Below are 18,483 nucleotides of genomic sequence, written 5' to 3' on the forward strand. Positions count from 1 at the left end.
TAATTATTATAATTTAGTTTAAGTGAACAGCTTTTTCTTTATAATCGATTCCCAAGCGGACCACGGAAAGAGTGAGCGGAAAGCCAATGTCAGCTTAACGCCTCTGCCGATCGGATACCGCAGTTTCTTCAGCCGTTTCCTTTGTGCCAATTGATAAATCAGTTCCGCTACGTCATCAGGATCGCCGCTTTTGGATGCGTTGGCTTTGAAGTAAGCTTCAAGGGGCTGATAAAAGCGATAATAAGGCGAGTCTTTGCCGGGCGCCGTAATATGGCTGGAGAGAGACGTCTCCCAAATAGACGTTTTATAGGAGCCCGGTTCTATTAAAGCGGCATCAATTCCTAAAGGCAGAAGCTCGAGGCGCAGACACTCTGTAAACCCTTCAACCGCGAACTTGGAAGAGACATACGGAGATAGAGCCGGGAAACCGGTCAGTCCGCTGATACTGCTGATATTGAAGATTTTCGCCCCGCCATGTTTCCGCATATAAGGCAGCACGGTTTTTGTGACATGAATCAGACCGAATACATTTGTTTCATACTGCTGTCTGTAATGTTCCATCAGCACATCTTCAATAAACCCCCCGTACGCAGTGCCGGCGTTATTGACAAGCAGGTCAATCGGTCCGAAACCGCTGATGGTGTTCCCGAAGTCAGACACCGACTGCTCATTTGTCACATCTAAAGAAACGACCGTAACATGTTCGGATGCACCCGCTTGAGCGGCGGCCTCTTTCAGTATTACAGCTTTCTCCGGCTGTCTGGCTGTTGCGATGACGTGATAAGACCGGGTGAGCTTCAGCGCTGTCAGCATCCCGAATCCGCTCGTTGCGCCGGTTACAATGGCAACTTTTCTGTTCATCTTATAATCCTCCCCGTTTGTTCTTATCTCATAGTGTATAACATCTCGCGGAAAGAAGGAGAAATCGTTCGGAAATATGTCAGAATTGTTTTATAATGGAGTCAGCTTCGGGTAGAAAGGGGTAAAGAAAAGATGGCATTAGAGGGATTGAAGGAAACATGGGATTTAAACTCCATTTTTGAGGGCGGGAGCCGGTCGGAAGAGTTTCAGCAATACATACAAGAGCTCAAAAAGCATCTAAGCGCTTTTCAACATGCGGTTGAAGCATTTACAGTTCCGACGCACGCGGATGAAAGCCGGGAGCTGATCAACCTGATTGATAGGTTTGAACGGTCAGCGATCATGATCAGGCAGGCGGGAGCGTTCGTCGGCTGTCTTCAGGCTCAGAACACTCATGATCAGAAAGCGAATGAATGGAGGGCGCGGATCAATCAGCTGAGCAGTGATTTTAAATCCGCTCTGGTCACCCTTGACGATACACTTGCCCGGATTGACGAGCGGGTCTGGGAGGAGCTGCTGCAAAAACCGGAACTTCAGGATCTCACATATGTCTTAAATGAGAGAAGAGACCGTGTCAGAGAGAAGCTCAGCGCTTCAGAAGAAAGGCTGATTGAAGGCCTGGCCGTTGACGGCTACCACGCATGGGGCGACCTGTATAATGCGGCTGTCGGCAGAATGAAGATTCCGTTTGAGAATAAAGAGCTGTCGGTCGGCCAAGCGGAAAATATGATGGCGCACCCGGATCGCCGCATCAGACGTCAAGTGTTCAAAGAGCTTAATGAAGCCTGGAAAGGAGAAGAGGAGCTTTTCGGCAGCACGCTGAACCATCTGGCCGGCTTCCGCACGGAAATCTATAAAGCGCGGGGCTGGAAAAGCGCTTTGGAAGAGCCGCTTGCGATCAATCGGATGAAAAAAGAAACGCTGGATGTCATGTGGCAGGTCATTACCGATCATAAAAAGCCTTTTGCCGAATACCTGAATCGAAAGGCGTCTCTTTTAGGGCTTGAGCGGCTGAACTGGTATGATGTGGACGCGCCGATCGGCGAAGCTCCGAAAGAATACACATATGATGAAGCGGCTAATCTGATCGTCAGCCAATTTTCGACGTTTGGCAAAAAGCTGTCGGCATTTACGGAAAAAGCGTTCCGCGATCGGTGGATAGAAGCGGAAGACCGCAGCGGCAAACGGGTCGGCGGTTTCTGCACCAGCTTTCCCGACAGCGGAGAATCCCGGATTTTTATGACGTTTTCCGGAAGCGCTTCGAATGTATCGACGCTGGCGCATGAGCTCGGTCACGCGTTCCATCAGGAGGCCATGCTTCAAGTGCGGCAGCTGAACAGAGCCTACGCCATGAATGTGGCTGAAACAGCCTCGACCTTTGCGGAAATGATCGTCGCCGACGCCGCTTTGAAACAAGCGGAGACAAAGGATGAAAAGCTGTTCTTGCTTGAAGATAAAATTCAAAGAAGCGTAGCCATGTTTATGAATATTCATGCGAGATTTTTATTTGAAACGCGTTTTTATGAAGAGCGGAAGCAGGGCGTCGTTCCGGCTGATAAATTGAATGAATTGATGGAAGCGGCGCAGAAAGAAGCATTTTGCGATTCATTAGGGGAATACCACCCTCATTTCTGGGCATCAAAACTGCATTTTCATATTACGGGAGTGCCGTTCTACAATTTTCCGTACACGTTCGGTTATTTATTTTCGCTTGGAATATACGCAAGAGCTCTTCGGGAAAAAGCGGATTTTGAAGAAAAATATATCGCGCTTTTGTGTGACACGGCTTCGATGACCGTTGAGGATTTGGCGATGAAGCACCTTGGAGCGGATCTCACGGAACGGTCGTTTTGGGAAGACGCGGTCCGCCTTGCCGTACAGGATGTGCAGGAATTTTTAAAGCTGACTGAATGATAATCTGGAGATGAACCGGCCGGAGCTGTTACCGCTCCGGTTCTTTTTTGTTCCGTGAATGACAGCCGCCTCCCTTGGAAATACCTAAAAACGATCGGAATGGAATGGGAGTGAATCGCATGAAATGGATCAGAACGGCGGGCGTTTTATGTCTTACGCTGATGCTGATTGCCGGCTGCCGATTGAATGAAGAAAAACGGGAAGCGGAACAAGACAGCATACCCGTGTCATCCGCGAAGCCGGTTCCTTACAGCAGCTTTTCCCTTCGCGTCAGCTACGGAGCCGGAGAGCATAACCGCTATGAAGGTTTGTATGAAAGAAAAAGCGGTCATGAAAAGGCGGACATCCGGGACAAGCTCTCAGGGGTTCACAGAGAGGGCGAGGAAGCGCTTGATGAAATGAAGATGATCCTCGGAGAACTTGCCGTAAACGGCCGGATGCAGGAAAGCGAGGTCGTCCGGCAGGTGCTCTCGGCTTTTAATTTAGACAGCCGCTATGAACATTTTTATCTGAAACTGGAAAAGAACGACGGAGAAATGACGGAAATAAAAAAATAACCGCCGTCCGCTGCTTTTTTGCCCAAAACTAATTGATAATGATATTCAGAGTCATTAATTTCTGTTACAATATAATCATGATCTCACGTTGAATGTTTAGGCAATTTGTTTATATACATAGTGTTGGGAAACTCAAAAAAGGAGCGGTTAGCGGTATGAGTGCAATTTCTACAGAGACGCTGAGCTTAGGGTACGGAGAGACTGTTATCATTGACGAATTGGATGTCGCGATTCCAAAAGGCGAAATCACTGTATTGATCGGAAGCAACGGCTGCGGAAAATCGACGCTTTTACGTTCATTGGCCCGTCTGATGAAACCGAGAGGCGGTTCTGTGCTTTTAGAAGGAAAAGCCATCGCTAAGCTTCCGACGAAGGAAGTGGCAAGAGAGCTCGCTATTTTGCCGCAGAGTCCGTCAGCTCCCGAAGGCCTGACGGTGCACCAGCTTGTGAAGCAGGGAAGATACCCTTATCAAAGCTGGCTGAAGCAATGGTCCAAAGAGGACGAAGACGCAGTCACAAAAGCGCTAAAAGCGACGAAGCTTGAGGAAATGGCCGACCGTCCTGTGGATTCCTTGTCAGGCGGACAGCGCCAGCGTGCATGGATTGCGATGACACTCGCTCAGGATACGGATATCATTCTGCTTGACGAGCCGACAACTTATCTCGACATGACGCATCAAATTGAAATTCTTGATTTGCTGTTTGAATTAAATGAAAAAGAAAAACGCACAATCGTCATGGTGCTGCACGACCTCAATCTGGCATGCCGTTATGCCCATTATCTGGTCGCCATTAAGGATAAACAGATTTACGCAGAGGGCCGTCCCGAAGAAGTCATCACTTGCGAGCTTGTACAGCAGGTCTTTGCGATGAACTGCCAGGTAACGCAAGATCCGCTGTTCGGCACGCCGCTTTGCATTCCGCACGGACGCGGCAGATGTATCGTGCAGGAAGCGGCCCTCACCGCCCGATTGTCATAATCATGAAAAAGGGAAGGAAACGGTATGGAAGAGAAACTGCAGCAGCAGCTGGACGGCCTGCTTGAGAAATACACGGAACTATTGCTTGGCGAAACAAACCCGGATGTAAAGGAAGAAGTCAGGCAGTGGATTTTGTATACACATATCGCAAAAAGCATGCCGCCGCTCGTCAAACATTGGAATCAATCCTACCCGGACGCCAAAGAGGGCATCAAAGCTGCGATACAGCACATTAAACAGCTCAATGAAGCTCACAGAAAAAAACAATAAAAAGCTTTCGGCATCAAAGAGAGGTGCCGGAAGCTTTTTTTGCTGAAAAGGAATCAATAAAGGCGCCGTTCAATTCATAACGAAGAACTTTTATGTAACTAACACACCCGTTTGTTTACTTGCTGAACCAAGAAAAAAGGACCGCCGCAGCAATCCCTTTCTCTCTTTCCTATATATCACATTTCCTTTCGGATACGTAATAACTCTTCATAGGCTTTTATATTTGTATCAAAATTGGGCACTGTTTGAGATTCCTCGGCACATTTGACTTGTGCTACAACCAAATCATTAAAAGGTGTTGAAATTCCAGTACCTTCTGCCGTTTTGGGAATGACTCCATTAATATAATCAATTTCAGTTTTGCGTTTCTTCTCAAGATCCTGAAGCATACTTGCTCTTAAAAGCCTGGATGGTTCCATGGCTGCCCTAAATGTTTGAATACGTTCAGGAATCTCATTTTCACTTCTTAATTCCAAAGATTCTAAATCAAGGCCGCCCATTTTCGCAAATTTGACACCATTGGCGTGTCCAACCTTAATCGTCTCATCTGCGATATGAACTGCGCTGACAATGCCGATTTCATGGTCAAGAATGTCTCCGTATTCTCCGTTTAATGCTGCCGATAAACCACTGAACGCATTATTGATAAGTAATTTTGACCACTTCGTTCCAACTAAATTATCGGAAATATGTGTTCCGCCGATAAGGTCTAAAACCGATTTAATACGCTGGATTCTTTCTGTTGTTTCGCCATTTAATTCTCCAATTTGAAAAGCGTACTCTTTAAATTGAGTATACTCAGTTGTAAGTCTGGATACGCCTGGTTCAATAAACGTAGCACCAAATTCAACAGAACCCGCAATAACACGTTCATCACCAACGATCGAAGCAACTTTCTGTTCAGGTATACCGTTTTGTAAGGAACATACTACACTGTCATCCTTTAAAAAAGGCAGTAACTCTTTAAGAATGGAGTCATTATATAATTGTTTCGTCAGAAGTAATATTAAATCATACTTGCCTGATTTGTTTTCTGGGGTAATGGCTTTTACCTTTGCCTGAAATGCCGTTGTACCAAATACTTTAGCACCTATTTGATTTAAAGTATCTACATGTTCTTTGTATGAATCAATCAATTCGACATCCATTCCGCCAGCAGACAGATATGCTCCAACTATGGTTCCTAAAGAACCTGCTCCTAAAATTGCAATTCTCATTGTAACGTCTCCTTATTTTTCCTCTAAGTAGTTATAAACCGGCTGTGCTGCATTTAAGGTTAAATCCGTAATAATATGAGATGCTGAAACGACTTCTAATACAGGCAAATCTGCAAGAGGCGCCAGAGCATGTTCAAATAATTGAAGCCGCGCCGGTCCAGACCAGGCACCTTTAACTTCTATATTCGTTATTTGCGTGCGCACCAAATCGCAAACCCTTAAATCACCGTTGTAATCAGTAGCAATCTTAACCATAAAATTAGGTCGGCAAATTTCCCTTTTCGCTTTTTCCTTGTCCATTTCGAAATGTTTATATCCCATAGTCGCAGCTGCCACACGAAGACTGCCATAATCTAATGTGCCAACGAGAGTATCAGAGTCTATATACAGCTTAGGGGCGCCCAATTTCTTTGGATATGCAGTAAGTTCCCGTCCGCTTGCAATAGCCGGGAAATTGTCTACATACATAGAATGTACATAATCTCCTTCTTCACCATTAAAGCTGACAGGGATGACTTGTCCCGCCTCTGTATAGGCACCAAGTCCGGAAACATCGGGCATCCGCATCACTTCGAATTTCACTAAAGGTTCAGTAATTTCAAGAGGTTCTGGCACTGCCGCACGTAAAGCTTTTTCATCCGTTCGGTAAATAATATTTAAATATTCACGGTTAACAAATTTATAATTTGGGATAGGATAAGCAGGAGCCGTTAGTGGCGTATTTAAATTTTTTGCTATATCTTTCACATCAATTTTCATTGCATGACACCCTTTCCTTTTCTTTAACTATGCTATTATCTTACATCCGCATTTACATTTAATCTAATACATAATAAGTTATATATATATTTATTGAAATAAATGAGGGGGATGCAGACAGATGGAATTGCTGCAGCTAAAATACTTTCAGACAGTTGCCTATACTGAGCATATTTCTAAAGCAGCAGAACAATTAAAGATTGCCCAGCCTTCTTTAAGTCTCACTATAAAAAGACTTGAGAATGAACTGGGAACAGCTTTGTTTGAGAGAAAAGGCAGAAATATTAAGCTGAGTTCATCAGGGAAGATTCTTTTAAAACATGTAAACAGGATTTTTACTGAGATTGAAAATGCACAAACGGAGATTCAATTGGAGGAACATCAAATTTCTGATACCATAAGAATATCTATTTCCAATCCAAGATTCCTTGCAGGACTGATGAGTGAATATATCAACCGCTCCCCTCAATCAAAAATTCTCCAAGCCATCGGAGTTAAAAGCGGGATCATAACAAGTTTAAAAAAAGGGGACATTGATTTAGGAATAACAGGTCATCCGATTCAAGATGAAGAGATAGAGAGTTGTGTGCTGGTAAATGAAGATATTGTTCTGGCTTTGCCCTCAAACCACCGATTTACGGGTAAAACAGAAATTTCTTTACGTCTTGTCGCCGATGAACCATTTATTACCCTTGCTAATAATGAGGAGTATAGCGGTTTTACAGCCTCGCTTTGTGAGAAAGCTGGTTTCACCCCAAATATTGCATTTGAGGCGGATTCTCATTTACTTGTCGAGATTATAAAGCTGGATCGAGGTGTTGCGTTGCTTCCTATTTCAGTTTGCAGAACATTGGGGCTGAATTTTATAAAAGTGACTGATCACTCTGCTTCATATCCAGTCGGCTTATCTTGGATGAGACATAGGCTGTTATCTTCTTCGGTAAGAAATTTTCGTGACTTTATTATGTCGTACTATAAAGATAACGATGAAATGTTTAAGGTTTATTAAATAATTTTCACCCCCCCGATTTCCAATGAGGCGGAAGACTGGTCATTTGGAAACGGAGAGGCACAGATGATATAAAAAAATCCCGCGGCATCCGCGGGATTTTTCTTTGTTAAACGGCTTTCGCCTTTTCTTCTTGTTTGCCTGTCTTTTTGTTTGTCAGCTTAATTGATTTAACAAACAGCGTGAGGATCAATCCGGCAGCGATAAAGGCCAGGCCTGTGAAAAACACGCTGTGAAGCGAATCCATCAGTGACGTTTTCAAAACCGGCACGATATGGGAAGAAAATGCGGCCGGAATCTGCTTAATCGATTCCTGACTGAACAAGGATTGAAGCAGCCCTTCAGGATTCTTGTCAATCATACCTTTAAACTGGGCGGCAAAGGCACTTGCCTGTTTCGGGAGTGAATCTAAGTAAGGCACCAGTCTGTCGGTTAAAAGGCTTCCTGATCTGGCATTCATGACAGCGCCGAGCACCGTAATGCCGAACGTTCCCCCGATCATCCGGAAAAATTGGCTTGATGAAGTCACAACGCCCAGCTCTTCTTTTGAAAACGTTTCTTGCAGAGCGAGTGTGAGAAGCGGCATGACAAGCCCCATTCCCAGACCGATCACGGCCATATAGCATGTAGCCGCGAGCTTGCTTGTATCCAGCTGCAAGGTCGTTAATAAGAAGAAGCCGACGGCCATGATCAGCATGCCGATCATGATTTGCGGTTTAATACCGATCTTATAAACCAGCTGGCCTCCGATAATACTTGTGATAATCATAGATACCATCATCGGCGTCATAATCGTGCCGGACGCGGTGGCGCTGACTCCGATAATTCCCTGCATAAAGAAAGGAACGAACGTAACGGCGCCGAACATGCCGATACTCATGAAAAAGCCGATCAGATTCAGTACGGTAAACGTTCTGTTTTTAAACAGGTACATCGGCAGAATCGGTTCTTTTGCTTTGATTTCAGCGAAAATGAATCCGACAATCCCGGCAAGCGCAAGCGCAAAGAGACCGAGAATCTGCCAAGAGCCCCATGCGTAATCCTTTCCTCCGAAGCTGAGCGCGAGAAGGAGGCTGACGATTCCGACAATCATTGTGAAAATGCCGGCGATGTCAAAGTTAATCGGCCCAGTCTGTTTTCTGCCTTGAAGTCCTCTTGCGATAAAGATCACGGCTAAGATTCCGACTGGCAGGTTGATATAGAAAACCCATTTCCAATTTAAAGAGTCAACAATCCAGCCCCCGATTTGCGGGCCGATAACGGAAGCAAGCCCGTAAATCGCCCCGAAAAGCCCTTGGAACTTGGCACGCTGTTTCCCTGTGAACAAATCCCCGATGACGATCATGGCCATCGGCATCATGACACCGCCGCCGATTCCCTGAAGTCCGCGGAAAATAATCAGTTCCGTCATGTTGCTGGCCATTCCGCACAGTGCGGAAGCTCCCATAAAAATCAATAAACCTGACACATAAACGACGCGGCGCCCCAATAAATCTGCAAGTTTCCCCGCAATCGGAACGATCGTCGTCGAAGTTAAAAGATATGCCGTGGTCAGCCACGTCATCATGCTTAATCCCCCGAGGTCACCCACGATTTTAGGAATCGCCGTTCCTACGATGGTGCCGTCAAGGGCTGAGAAAAACATGGCGATGATTAAGCCTGTTATTAATAATGTGCGTTTTGGATCTTTCTTTTCAATGCTCATGTTTTGGCAGCTCCTCTTTCTATTCGTTTTCTTTTTGATCAGCCGCGTATTTCTCGGCGGCTTCCGCTACTTTGCGGATGATGTTCACGGACTGAATCAGTTCGTCGTCAGTCAGAACGGACAGGTTTCGCGCCAGTATCGCTTTCCGTCCTTCCACAACATCTTCGAATTTTGTTTCGCCTTTTTTAGTGAGGCTGATGTCGATGACGCGTCTGTCCTGCTGGTTATGTTTGCGGACGATAAGTCCTTTTTGTTCGAGGCGGTCGGCCATCAGCGTCACTGCGCTCGGCTTTACCTCCATGCGTTCCGCAATTTCGGAAACTTTGCAGCTCCCGTGTTTTTTCAGGCTGGCTAAAACAAATAATTGGGCAGGCGTCACCTCGTGTTTTGCCATGCTTTCCACCATTTCAGGCTGTATGTTTTGCAGCAGCGTCTGAAGGGATTTCTGAATGTCAGACACATATTGATCCGCGTTTTTCATAACTCCTCCTCATCTTGTTCCTCGAGAAAATAATTAACATTAGTTAAATATAAATAAGGATTAATGATAAGTCAATCTTTTTGTGCAAAAATAAAAAAGGACTGATGCTTGGCGAAAACATCAAATCCTTCTTCATTTTACTGCTGGTAGGGAGACTGCTGCTGAATGGTCTGCCGGAACTTCTGATACGATTGCTGAAGCTTTTGGGTATCGGCTGCTTCAATGGAATACCAGCCATTTTGAAACATCACATCGTATAATCTTCTTTGCGCTTTTTGTGACTCATCGAAAATCGCCTGAATATCTTGATAAAGAGACTCGTGGCTGAACTCGTGCAGGGCTGTGCAATATGAAGCCGTGATGTATTTTTCCGTCGTCAGCAGCTCATTGACCAAGTCTCTGTCATTCATTTGCGCCGTATTGGGCACGGGCGTTTGCGGATTCGTGATTTTTTGATTTTGCTGTTCCATGTATTGTCCTCCTATTGCATGTAGCCTGTTGTTGTCTGTCCGCCTTGATCGGGGTTCAAGCGGCCCAATATGTGCTGATAATGCTTCTGATGCATCCGGCCGATCTGATCAAGCTCTTGTTTTAACGTCTGATTCTGGCAGTGTTCCGCCATAAAATGCGCTTTTTTCATGGCAAGCAGATTCCAGTTCAGCATGTCCTCAAGATACAAATGGTCTTTCGTTGAGATGACGGCAGGCGGCAAGTTTCCGTGCTGCTCTTGGTTGTTCATATAAACGCCTCCTTCAATTCTGTTCTTTTTAGCTTTCTCTGCGACCGGAAATTCATACACGAATAAAAGAAAAAGGAGGGAGTTCATCCTTGCTGCGGAGCATATGTTTATTTTTGTCGAAAAATAAAATGCTTACAAAATTCGCCCAGGCTTACGGAATCCGCTTCGGCGCGGGAAGGTTCGTTGCAGGGGAAACGCTCACGGAAGCTGTGAAAACGGTAAAGCGGCTGAACCAAAAAGGGCTGTCGGCTTCGATTGATTATCTAGGTGAATATGCGGGTTCAGAGAAGGATGCGAAAAGGACGGCGGAAGAATGTAAAAAAGCAATCAGGGCGATTGCCGAGAATCAACTGGATTGTGAGCTGTCGCTGAAATTAACATCCATCGGTCTGGATATTTCCGAGGAACTCGCGGAACAGCATGTCAGAGACATATTGACGGAGGCAAAAGAACGCGGCGTGCCTGTAACGATTGATATGGAGGACTATTCAAGATGCGGCCGTACGCTTGAGCTGTATAAGCGGTGCAAGCCGGATTTTCCGATGCTCGGCACCGTCATTCAGGCTTATTTGTACCGGGCAGCTGAAGACATCAGCGGTCTGATGCCATATAAGCCGCGGCTCAGGCTTGTAAAAGGCGCTTATAAAGAATCGGCGGCCGTTGCGTTCCCTGATAAAAAAGCAACCGATCTTCATTTTCAGCAGCTGATTAAGCTGCAGCTTTTGAGCGGCCATGAAACGGCGGTGGCAACACATGATGATGACATCATTTCTTATACGAAAACACTCATCAGCGAGCATCAGATTCCACGGGAGCAGTTTGAATTCCAAATGCTGTACGGCATCAGAACGGAGCGCCAGAAGGAGCTTGCCGAAGAAGGATACAGGATGAGGGTGTATGTCCCGTACGGCACCGATTGGTACGGGTACTTGATGAGAAGAATTGCCGAGCGCCCAGCAAATGCGGCGTTTGTGCTGAAAGGGATCTTTAAAAAATAACGGCTGCTCCAAAAAGCAGCCGCAGTATGTTATTCCATGTTGTCTTTTTTATATTGCTGATTTTGGCTCGTCCGTTTGCCGCCGCCGTATTTTTGCTTCGGTCCCGCATTTCCTTTCATGCTGGCCGCGCTCACTGCGGCAGAAGACGGATCTTTTCTCCCTCGCACCATTCCCTTCACCTCCGGGTTTAAGTTTCCCGCCCGCGCCATGGAACATGCGGAAGCCGAAAAATTTAAAAAAATTCCATATTTGCTATTGAAGTCATCCTGAAAATCTTTTAAGATGAAAGAAGAAAAGGGTTTCATTTTTTTTGCCGAAAAAATGAATGACTATTCATTCAAAGTTCAAGGGGGATGACTCATGCACAAGTTTATAAAGAAAGCAGCCGTTCTCGGATCAGGCGTCATGGGGTCCGGAATTGCCGCGCACTTGGCTAACATCGGAATTCCCGTCCTGCTGCTTGATATTGTGCCAAACGAGCTGACAAAGGATGAGATGAAAAAAGGGCTGACATTAGAAAGCCCGGAGGTCCGCAGCAGACTGAGCCGATCGGCTATGCAAAAGCTGCTGAAGCAAAAACCGGCGCCGCTGACTTCGGCTGCCAATCTCGACTATATAACGGCGGGGAATTTGGAAGATGACGCAGCTCAATTGAAGGATGCTGATTGGATTATTGAAGTCGTCGTCGAAAATCTTGACGTAAAAAAACAGATTTTCTCACTCGTTGATGAATACCGGAAACCGGGAAGCATCGTGTCGAGCAATACGTCCGGTATCTCCGTCACAAAAATGGCGGAAGGCCGATCTGCCGATTTTAAAGCTCATTTCTTAGGAACCCATTTCTTTAATCCGGCCCGCTACTTGAAGCTTCTGGAAATCATTCCGATTCAGGAAACGGATCCTGACGTGCTGGAGTTTATGACTTCATTTGCAGAAAACACGCTTGGGAAAGGTGTCGTCAACGCAAAAGACACGCCTAACTTTATCGCCAACCGCATCGGTACGTACGGCCTGCTGGTCACGGTAAGAGAAATGCTTTCTTCCGGCTGCCGCATCGGCGAGGTGGACACGGTGACCGGGCCTTTGATCGGCAGACCGAAAAGCGCGACCTTCAGAACCCTTGACGTTGTGGGGCTTGATACTTTCGCTCATGTGGCAAAAAATGTGTATGATAAAGCCGACGGCGCTGAAAAAGACATGTTTAAGCTTCCTGAATTTATGAATGACATGCTGAAAAACAATTGGCTGGGCAGCAAATCAGGCCAAGGATTTTACAAAAAAGAAGGTAAAACAATATATGAACTCGATCCGCTGACCATGACATACGGTGAGCGCTCGAAAATGAAGACGCCCGCTTTAGAAGCCGCCAAACAGGCAAAGGGTGCCAAAGGCAAAATGAAAGCGCTTGTATATTCCGATGACCGCGCCGGACGCCTGCTTTGGAATATCACATCGCAAACACTCTTATACTCAGCCCGGCTTTTAGGTGAGATCGCTGATGATATTAAAGCAATTGATGACGCCATGAAATGGGGCTTCGGATGGGAGCTCGGACCGTTTGAGATGTGGGATGCCATCGGCGTCAGAAAATCAGCGGAGCGGCTCGAAGAAGAAGGCGCAGCACTCCCCGGCTGGGTGAAAGAAATGCTTGATCAGGACCATGAAACATTTTATATGAAGGAAAACGGAACACAATTTTATTATTCAGACGGCCAATACAGGGCTGTGAAAGAAAATCCGAAACGGATCAGCCTGCAAACGTTAAAAGAAACAAAAGGCGTTATCACTAAAAACAGCGGCGCAAGTCTGATTGATCTCGGCGATGATGTCGCGCTGCTGGAATTTCATACGAAAAGCAACGCGATCGGCTTAGACATTATTCAGATGATTGACAATGCGCTTGAGGAAACGGAGCGGAATTATAAAGGTCTTGTCATCGGTAACCAAGGCAGACATTTCTGCGCGGGAGCAAACCTTGCGATGATTTTAATGGAAGCCCAGGATGATAACTTCATGGAAGTCGATTTTGTCATCCGCCGTTTTCAGCAGACGATGCTGAACATCAAATACAGCGCTAAACCCGTTGTAGCGGCGCCATTCGGGATGACACTCGGCGGCGGCACGGAAGTCTGTCTCCCGGCGGCACGCGTTCAGGCGGCGAGCGAATCGTATATGGGTCTCGTTGAAACCGGCGTCGGCCTTATTCCGGGCGGCGGAGGAAACAAAGAGCTGTACATCAATTATTTGGACGGCGGAAGTGAACTGATGGACGCAGCGATTAAAACCTTTGAAACAATCGCGCTTGCCAAGGTGTCCGGTTCGGCACACGAAGCCCGTGACATGAAGATTTTGTCCGCGGCAGACCGTATCAGCATGAATCAGGATCACCTGCTGCACGATGCGAAACAGCTGGCTGCTTCCTTATATGACAGCGGATACCGTCCGCCTGCCCGCAAAAAAGTGAAAGTCACCGGAGAAACCGGCTGTGCGGCATTACTGCTCGGAGCAGACCAAATGAGACGGTCGGGTTATTTATCCGATCACGATATGAAGATTGCGAAGAAGCTGGCCCATGTCATTGCCGGCGGAAGAGTCCCGTTCGGCACGGAGGTTTCAGAAGAATATTTACTCGAGATTGAAAGAGAAGCCTTTTTAAGCCTCGCTGGCGAGGCGAAATCTCAAGCGAGAATGCAGCATATGCTCGTCAAAGGCAAACCTTTACGGAACTAGGAGGGTGTTTATGAGAGAAGCAGTCATTGTGGCCGGTGCGAGAACCCCGGTCGGTAAAGCGAAAAAAGGCTCGCTTGCAGCCGTTCGTCCTGATGATTTAGGCGCGCTTTGTGTAAAAGAAACGCTGAAACGGGCAGGCGGCTATGAAGGAAATATCGATGACTTAATTATCGGATGTGCAACACCTGAAGCCGAACAAGGATTAAATATGGCGCGGAATATCGGTGCGCTGGCGGGGCTTCCTCATACAGTGCCGGCCATTACGGTGAACCGCTACTGCTCTTCCGGACTCCAGTCCATCGCTTACGGTGCGGAAAAAATCATGATCGGCGCGGGCGACACCGTAATCGCCGGCGGTGCGGAATCCATGTCGCAAGTTCCGATGATGGGGCATGTGACACGGCCGAATATCGCTTTGGCGGAGCATGCGCCTGAGTATTACATGAGCATGGGGCATACGGCGGAGCAAGTCGCCGAAACGTACGGGGTATCCAGAGAAGATCAGGATGCATTTGCAGTCCGCAGCCATCAGAATGCCGCAAAAGCCCTTAAGGAAGGGAAATTCAATGACGAAATCGTGCCGGTTGAAGTATCGCTGACAGAAGTCGGGGATGACCATAAGCCGCGGAAAAAACAATTTACCTTTTCTCAGGATGAAGGCGTGCGCCCCGGCACATCGGCTGACGTCTTGGCGAAGCTCCGCCCGGCTTTTTCTAAAACGGGAACCGTGACGGCCGGGAACTCTTCACAAACAAGTGACGGCGCGGCGGCTGTCATGCTGATGGATCGCGAAAAAGCTTCTTCGCTCGGATTGGCGCCGCTAGTCAAATTCCGTTCCTTTGCCGTAGGCGGCGTTCCCCCTGAGGTAATGGGAATCGGTCCGATTGAAGCCATTCCGCGGGCGCTCAAGCTTGCCGGACTCGAATTACAGGATATCGGGCTTTTTGAATTGAATGAGGCCTTTGCTTCACAGGCCATTCAAGTCATCAGATCGCTCGGGATTGATGAAGAAAAGGTGAACGTCAACGGAGGCGCCATCGCGCTCGGACATCCGCTCGGATGCACGGGGACGAAGCTGACCCTGTCACTCATTCATGAAATGAAACGGAGAAACGAGCAATTCGGCGTGGTGACGATGTGCATCGGAGGCGGCATGGGCGCTGCCGGCGTATTTGAGCTCATTTAAAACAAGGGGGAAACGAAGCATGAAACAGGAAACGGTCAACGTCAAAAAAGGCGGCAGCTTTCTGATTGAAGAGACGGGATATGATCAAATATTCACTCCGGAGGACTTTACAGACGAACATAAAATGATCGGCAAAACGACAGAAGACTATGTCGTAAACGATGTGCTTCCTTATATAGATGAAATTGAAAACCATCAGTTCGAGCATTCGGTCAGACTGCTGAAAAAAGCCGGAGATCTCGGCCTCCTCGGAGCAGACGTGCCTGAAGAGTACGGCGGAATCGGCCTGGATAAAATCAGTTCAGCCTTCATTACGGAAAAGTTTTCACGTGCCGGCAGCTTTTCGCTATCTTACGGCGCTCACGTCGGGATCGGTTCATTGCCGATTGTGTTCTTCGGAACGGAAGAACAGAAAAAAACCTATTTGCCGGACTTGGCTTCAGGACAAAGAATCGCGGCATACGCCTTAACTGAGCCCGGTTCAGGTTCAGATGCCCTCGGCGCGAAAACGACGGCTGTTTTGAATGAAGCGGGCACACACTATATTCTTAACGGGGAAAAGCAATGGATTACAAACTCCGCCTTTGCAGATGTCTTTGTCGTCTACGCTAAAGTGGACGGAGATAAATTTTCCGCATTTATCGTAGAAAAGAACTATCCGGGCGTATCAACGGGACCGGAAGAGAAAAAAATGGGGATTAAGGGTTCATCGACAAGAACGCTGATTTTAGATCAGGCGGAAGTCCCGAAAGAAAATCTTCTCGGCGAAATCGGAAAAGGCCATGTCATCGCCTTTAATATTCTGAATATCGGGCGCTACAAGCTTGCCGTCGGCACAATCGGCGCTTCAAAACGGGTGATTGAGCTGTCTGCCGCTTATGCAAACCAGCGCCGGCAATTTAAAACGCCGATCGCAAGCTTCACGCTCACTCAGGAAAAGCTTGCGACGATGTCAGCCCGGCTTTACGCCATGGAGAGCTCTGTATACAGAACAGTAGGCTTATTCGAAGATAATATGAGCAGACTGACGGAAGAGGAGCAAAAAGACGGACGCGAAGTCGCGAAGTCCATCGCCGAGTACGCGATTGAATGCTCGCTCAACAAAATGTGCGGTTCTGAAACGCTTGATTACATTGCCGACGAAGGCGTTCAAATTCACGGCGGTTACGGGTTTATGCAGGAATATGAAGTGGAGCGCGCCTATCGCGACTCAAGAATCAACAGGATTTTTGAAGGCACAAATGAAATCAACCGCCTGATCGTAACGAGCACGTTTCTGAAAAAAGCCGTAAAAGGTCAGCTGCCGCTCTTTGAAAAAGCAAAAGCGCTCCAAGATGAACTCATGATGCTGATGCCTGAAGAGCCGGGCTCAGAACCTCTTGAACAGGAAAAATACATTGTCAGACAGGCGAAAAAAATCGCCCTCTTGACAGCGGGCCTCGCGGCGCAGAAATACGGCAAAGAGATTGAAGGCGAGCAGGAAATCATGGTGAACATTGCCGATATTGTCAGCGCGCTGTATGCTTTGGAATCTGCCGTCCTCAGAACCGAAAAAGCAATTGCGGCGGACGGTGCCGAAAAAGCCGCGCAGAAGCTGTTATATACGGAAATCTTTGCCCAGGAAGCCCTTCAGAACATTGAAGCGCACGCCAAAGAATCACTGATCGCCATGGAGGAAGGAGATTCCCTCCGCATGATGCTTTCCGTGCTGCGCAAACTGACGCGCCTGACGCCGAAGAACCTCATTCAGAAAAAACGTGAAGCGGCAGCAGCCGTCTTCCGTGAAGAAAAATATACGGTCTGATCACATGCTGAAAGCGCTCCTTCATCAGGGGCGCTTTTTCATGAAGCAACGTTATAGGTTTTTACAAGTGATTGTGTTAAAATAACGACGATCATTTACAAGGGGTGAAGAAGATGTCGTTAAATTTTTACTGGTACCCTAAATGCGGAACGTGCCGTAATGCGAAAAAATGGCTGGAAGACCGCGGTAAGGAAATAAACGAAATACATATCGCGGAGGAAACTCCGTCGAAAGAAGAAATTAAAGACCTCTATGAAAAGAGCGGTCTTGAGCTGAAAAAGTTTTTCAACACGAGCGGAATGAAATACCGCGAGCTGAACTTAAAGGAAAAACTGTATCATATGTCAGAGGATGAACAGCTTGAACTCCTTGCATCAGACGGTATGCTCCTGAAACGCCCGATTACGACAGACGGCGAAAAAGTCACTGTCGGCTTTAAAGAAGACCAATTCGAAAAATATTGGATGTAATGCCAGGTTCAAAGAATTATGGTATCTTCTTATTATAAGAAAAAAATGGAGGGATTTAGATGAGCACACCGAAAGATATGCGTTATTCCAAAGAGCACGAATGGGTCAAAGTTGAGGACGGAAAAGCCCGTATCGGGATTACACATTTCGCGCAAGCCGAACTTGGCGACATCGTATTTGTCGAGCTTCCGGAAGTCGGCGCCGAAATTAAAGCGGACGAGCCATTCGGCAGCGTGGAATCCGTCAAAACCGTATCCGAACTGTACGCACCGATTAACGGAACGGTGACGGAAGTGAACGAAGACCTTGATGACAGTCCGGAATTCGTAAACGAGTCTCCGTATGAAAAAGCGTGGATGATCGTCGTGGAACCGGCTGATGCTGAAGAAATCGAAAACCTCATGACTTCTGAGCAATATGACGAAATGACACAGGAAGACTGATCGGATAGCAAAGGGGCCATTTGGACACTCTATCTGTAACGGGAGGTGTCTAAAATGGCTTTTGATAAACAAAAGGTCGATGTGACGGAGAACGTCACGGGCCGCTTTCAAAACGGCCGGTTTTCCTTGTTTCATGAAAATGAAGCCATCGGCGAGATGACAGGCATGGACCAGTACGAGCTCAAACAGGGCTTTTCATTTGAAAATCAAAAATTTTATAAAACAGCCGATGTCATAAACGGCAGCGATCCGAAATATGTCGATTGCGATTATGAGAATGGCTGGTGTTAACAGTTGGCGGTGAATTTCACTGCCTTCTTTTTCAATCTGACGCTAAAACAATCGGCAGGTGACGCGCTT

Annotated in this window: 19 protein-coding genes and 1 pseudogene; 12 read left to right on the forward strand and 8 right to left on the reverse strand. The window is 47.0% G+C overall.

Annotated elements, in window-relative coordinates; translation table 11 throughout:
* Window positions 1-18 precede the first annotated feature (18 nt).
* Window positions 19-861 (reverse strand): oxidoreductase, encoded by an 843-nt coding sequence (locus tag ACWJJX_RS09020; RefSeq protein WP_317461637.1) that lies wholly within the window; start codon window positions 859-861, stop codon window positions 19-21.
* 132 nt (window positions 862-993) lie between these two features.
* On the opposite strand from ACWJJX_RS09020, the gene ACWJJX_RS09025 reads away from it, so the two are divergent.
* From ACWJJX_RS09025 to ACWJJX_RS09040, 4 genes and pseudogenes are all read left to right on the forward strand, one after another.
* A complete protein-coding gene (locus ACWJJX_RS09025) occupies window positions 994-2,775 on the forward strand; it encodes a M3 family oligoendopeptidase (RefSeq protein ID WP_454022913.1) in 1,782 nt (593 codons plus the stop codon).
* 119 nt (window positions 2,776-2,894) lie between these two features.
* On the forward strand, window positions 2,895-3,332 hold the full coding sequence (locus ACWJJX_RS09030; RefSeq protein WP_369614406.1) for a YusW family protein: 438 nt from the start codon (window positions 2,895-2,897) through the stop codon (window positions 3,330-3,332).
* 155 nt (window positions 3,333-3,487) lie between these two features.
* Window positions 3,488-4,312 carry an ABC transporter ATP-binding protein gene (locus ACWJJX_RS09035; RefSeq protein WP_003151820.1) on the forward strand — a complete coding sequence of 275 codons (825 nt, stop codon included), beginning with the start codon at window positions 3,488-3,490 and terminating at the stop codon, window positions 4,310-4,312.
* 2 nt (window positions 4,313-4,314) lie between these two features.
* A pseudogene (locus ACWJJX_RS09040) lies at window positions 4,315-4,582 on the forward strand (YusU family protein).
* 176 nt (window positions 4,583-4,758) lie between these two features.
* On the opposite strand, the gene ACWJJX_RS09045 reads toward ACWJJX_RS09040, so the two are convergent.
* Entirely contained in the window at window positions 4,759-5,799 is a 1,041-nt protein-coding gene (locus ACWJJX_RS09045; protein ID WP_454022914.1) for a ketopantoate reductase family protein, read from the reverse strand.
* Window positions 5,800-5,811: 12 nt separating this feature from the next.
* Window positions 5,812-6,558, reverse strand: a complete 747-nt coding sequence (locus ACWJJX_RS09050) for an acetoacetate decarboxylase (RefSeq protein WP_003151825.1) — start codon at window positions 6,556-6,558, stop codon at window positions 5,812-5,814.
* Window positions 6,559-6,679: 121 nt separating this feature from the next.
* On the opposite strand from ACWJJX_RS09050, the gene ACWJJX_RS09055 reads away from it, so the two are divergent.
* Complete coding sequence (locus ACWJJX_RS09055; protein ID WP_077722807.1) at window positions 6,680-7,567, forward strand: LysR family transcriptional regulator; 888 nt, start codon at window positions 6,680-6,682, stop codon at window positions 7,565-7,567.
* 109 nt (window positions 7,568-7,676) lie between these two features.
* On the opposite strand, the gene ACWJJX_RS09060 is transcribed toward ACWJJX_RS09055, so the two are convergent.
* The 4 genes from ACWJJX_RS09060 to ACWJJX_RS09075 all read right to left on the reverse strand — a co-directional run bounded on the left by ACWJJX_RS09060 (window position 7,677) and on the right by ACWJJX_RS09075 (window position 10,492).
* The gene (locus ACWJJX_RS09060) at window positions 7,677-9,272 is read right to left on the reverse strand and encodes an MDR family MFS transporter (RefSeq protein WP_007410079.1); all 1,596 of its coding nucleotides are present in this window, start codon (window positions 9,270-9,272) and stop codon (window positions 7,677-7,679) included.
* A gap of 19 nt (window positions 9,273-9,291) precedes the next feature.
* Complete coding sequence (locus ACWJJX_RS09065) at window positions 9,292-9,753, reverse strand: MarR family winged helix-turn-helix transcriptional regulator (RefSeq protein ID WP_003151828.1); 462 nt, start codon at window positions 9,751-9,753, stop codon at window positions 9,292-9,294.
* 137 nt (window positions 9,754-9,890) lie between these two features.
* On the reverse strand, window positions 9,891-10,223 hold the full coding sequence (locus tag ACWJJX_RS09070) for a spore coat protein (RefSeq protein WP_003151830.1): 333 nt from the start codon (window positions 10,221-10,223) through the stop codon (window positions 9,891-9,893).
* An 11-nt stretch (window positions 10,224-10,234) separates the two neighbouring features.
* Window positions 10,235-10,492 carry a hypothetical protein gene (locus ACWJJX_RS09075; protein ID WP_015418171.1) on the reverse strand — a complete coding sequence of 86 codons (258 nt, stop codon included), beginning with the start codon at window positions 10,490-10,492 and terminating at the stop codon, window positions 10,235-10,237.
* Window positions 10,493-10,581: 89 nt separating this feature from the next.
* On the opposite strand from ACWJJX_RS09075, the gene ACWJJX_RS09080 reads away from it, so the two are divergent.
* Complete coding sequence (locus tag ACWJJX_RS09080; protein ID WP_077722805.1) at window positions 10,582-11,490, forward strand: proline dehydrogenase family protein; 909 nt, start codon at window positions 10,582-10,584, stop codon at window positions 11,488-11,490.
* Between the two features lie 29 nt (window positions 11,491-11,519).
* Here the strand turns inward: ACWJJX_RS09080 and ACWJJX_RS09085 are convergent, their stop codons facing one another.
* Window positions 11,520-11,660, reverse strand: a complete 141-nt coding sequence (locus ACWJJX_RS09085; protein WP_003151836.1) for a YuzL family protein — start codon at window positions 11,658-11,660, stop codon at window positions 11,520-11,522.
* Window positions 11,661-11,850: 190 nt separating this feature from the next.
* On the opposite strand from ACWJJX_RS09085, the gene ACWJJX_RS09090 reads away from it, so the two are divergent.
* The 6 genes from ACWJJX_RS09090 (at window position 11,851) to ACWJJX_RS09115 (ending at window position 18,414) form a co-directional block, all read left to right on the forward strand.
* Window positions 11,851-14,220, forward strand: coding sequence for a 3-hydroxyacyl-CoA dehydrogenase NAD-binding domain-containing protein (locus ACWJJX_RS09090; RefSeq protein ID WP_454022915.1), 2,370 nt, complete (start codon window positions 11,851-11,853; stop codon window positions 14,218-14,220).
* Between the two features lie 10 nt (window positions 14,221-14,230).
* A complete protein-coding gene (locus ACWJJX_RS09095; protein ID WP_003151841.1) occupies window positions 14,231-15,406 on the forward strand; it encodes an acetyl-CoA C-acetyltransferase in 1,176 nt (391 codons plus the stop codon).
* A gap of 19 nt (window positions 15,407-15,425) precedes the next feature.
* On the forward strand, window positions 15,426-17,210 hold the full coding sequence (locus ACWJJX_RS09100; protein ID WP_182069480.1) for an acyl-CoA dehydrogenase family protein: 1,785 nt from the start codon (window positions 15,426-15,428) through the stop codon (window positions 17,208-17,210).
* Between the two features lie 113 nt (window positions 17,211-17,323).
* Window positions 17,324-17,680 carry an arsenate reductase family protein gene (locus tag ACWJJX_RS09105; RefSeq protein ID WP_003151843.1) on the forward strand — a complete coding sequence of 119 codons (357 nt, stop codon included), beginning with the start codon at window positions 17,324-17,326 and terminating at the stop codon, window positions 17,678-17,680.
* A gap of 59 nt (window positions 17,681-17,739) precedes the next feature.
* Window positions 17,740-18,123, forward strand: a complete 384-nt coding sequence (gene gcvH, locus ACWJJX_RS09110; protein WP_003151844.1) for a glycine cleavage system protein GcvH — start codon at window positions 17,740-17,742, stop codon at window positions 18,121-18,123.
* Between the two features lie 54 nt (window positions 18,124-18,177).
* Complete coding sequence (locus ACWJJX_RS09115; protein WP_003151845.1) at window positions 18,178-18,414, forward strand: YusG family protein; 237 nt, start codon at window positions 18,178-18,180, stop codon at window positions 18,412-18,414.
* Window positions 18,415-18,483: the final 69 nt, after the last annotated feature.

Source organism: Bacillus sp. YH3-2-B2 (assembly GCF_053663335.1).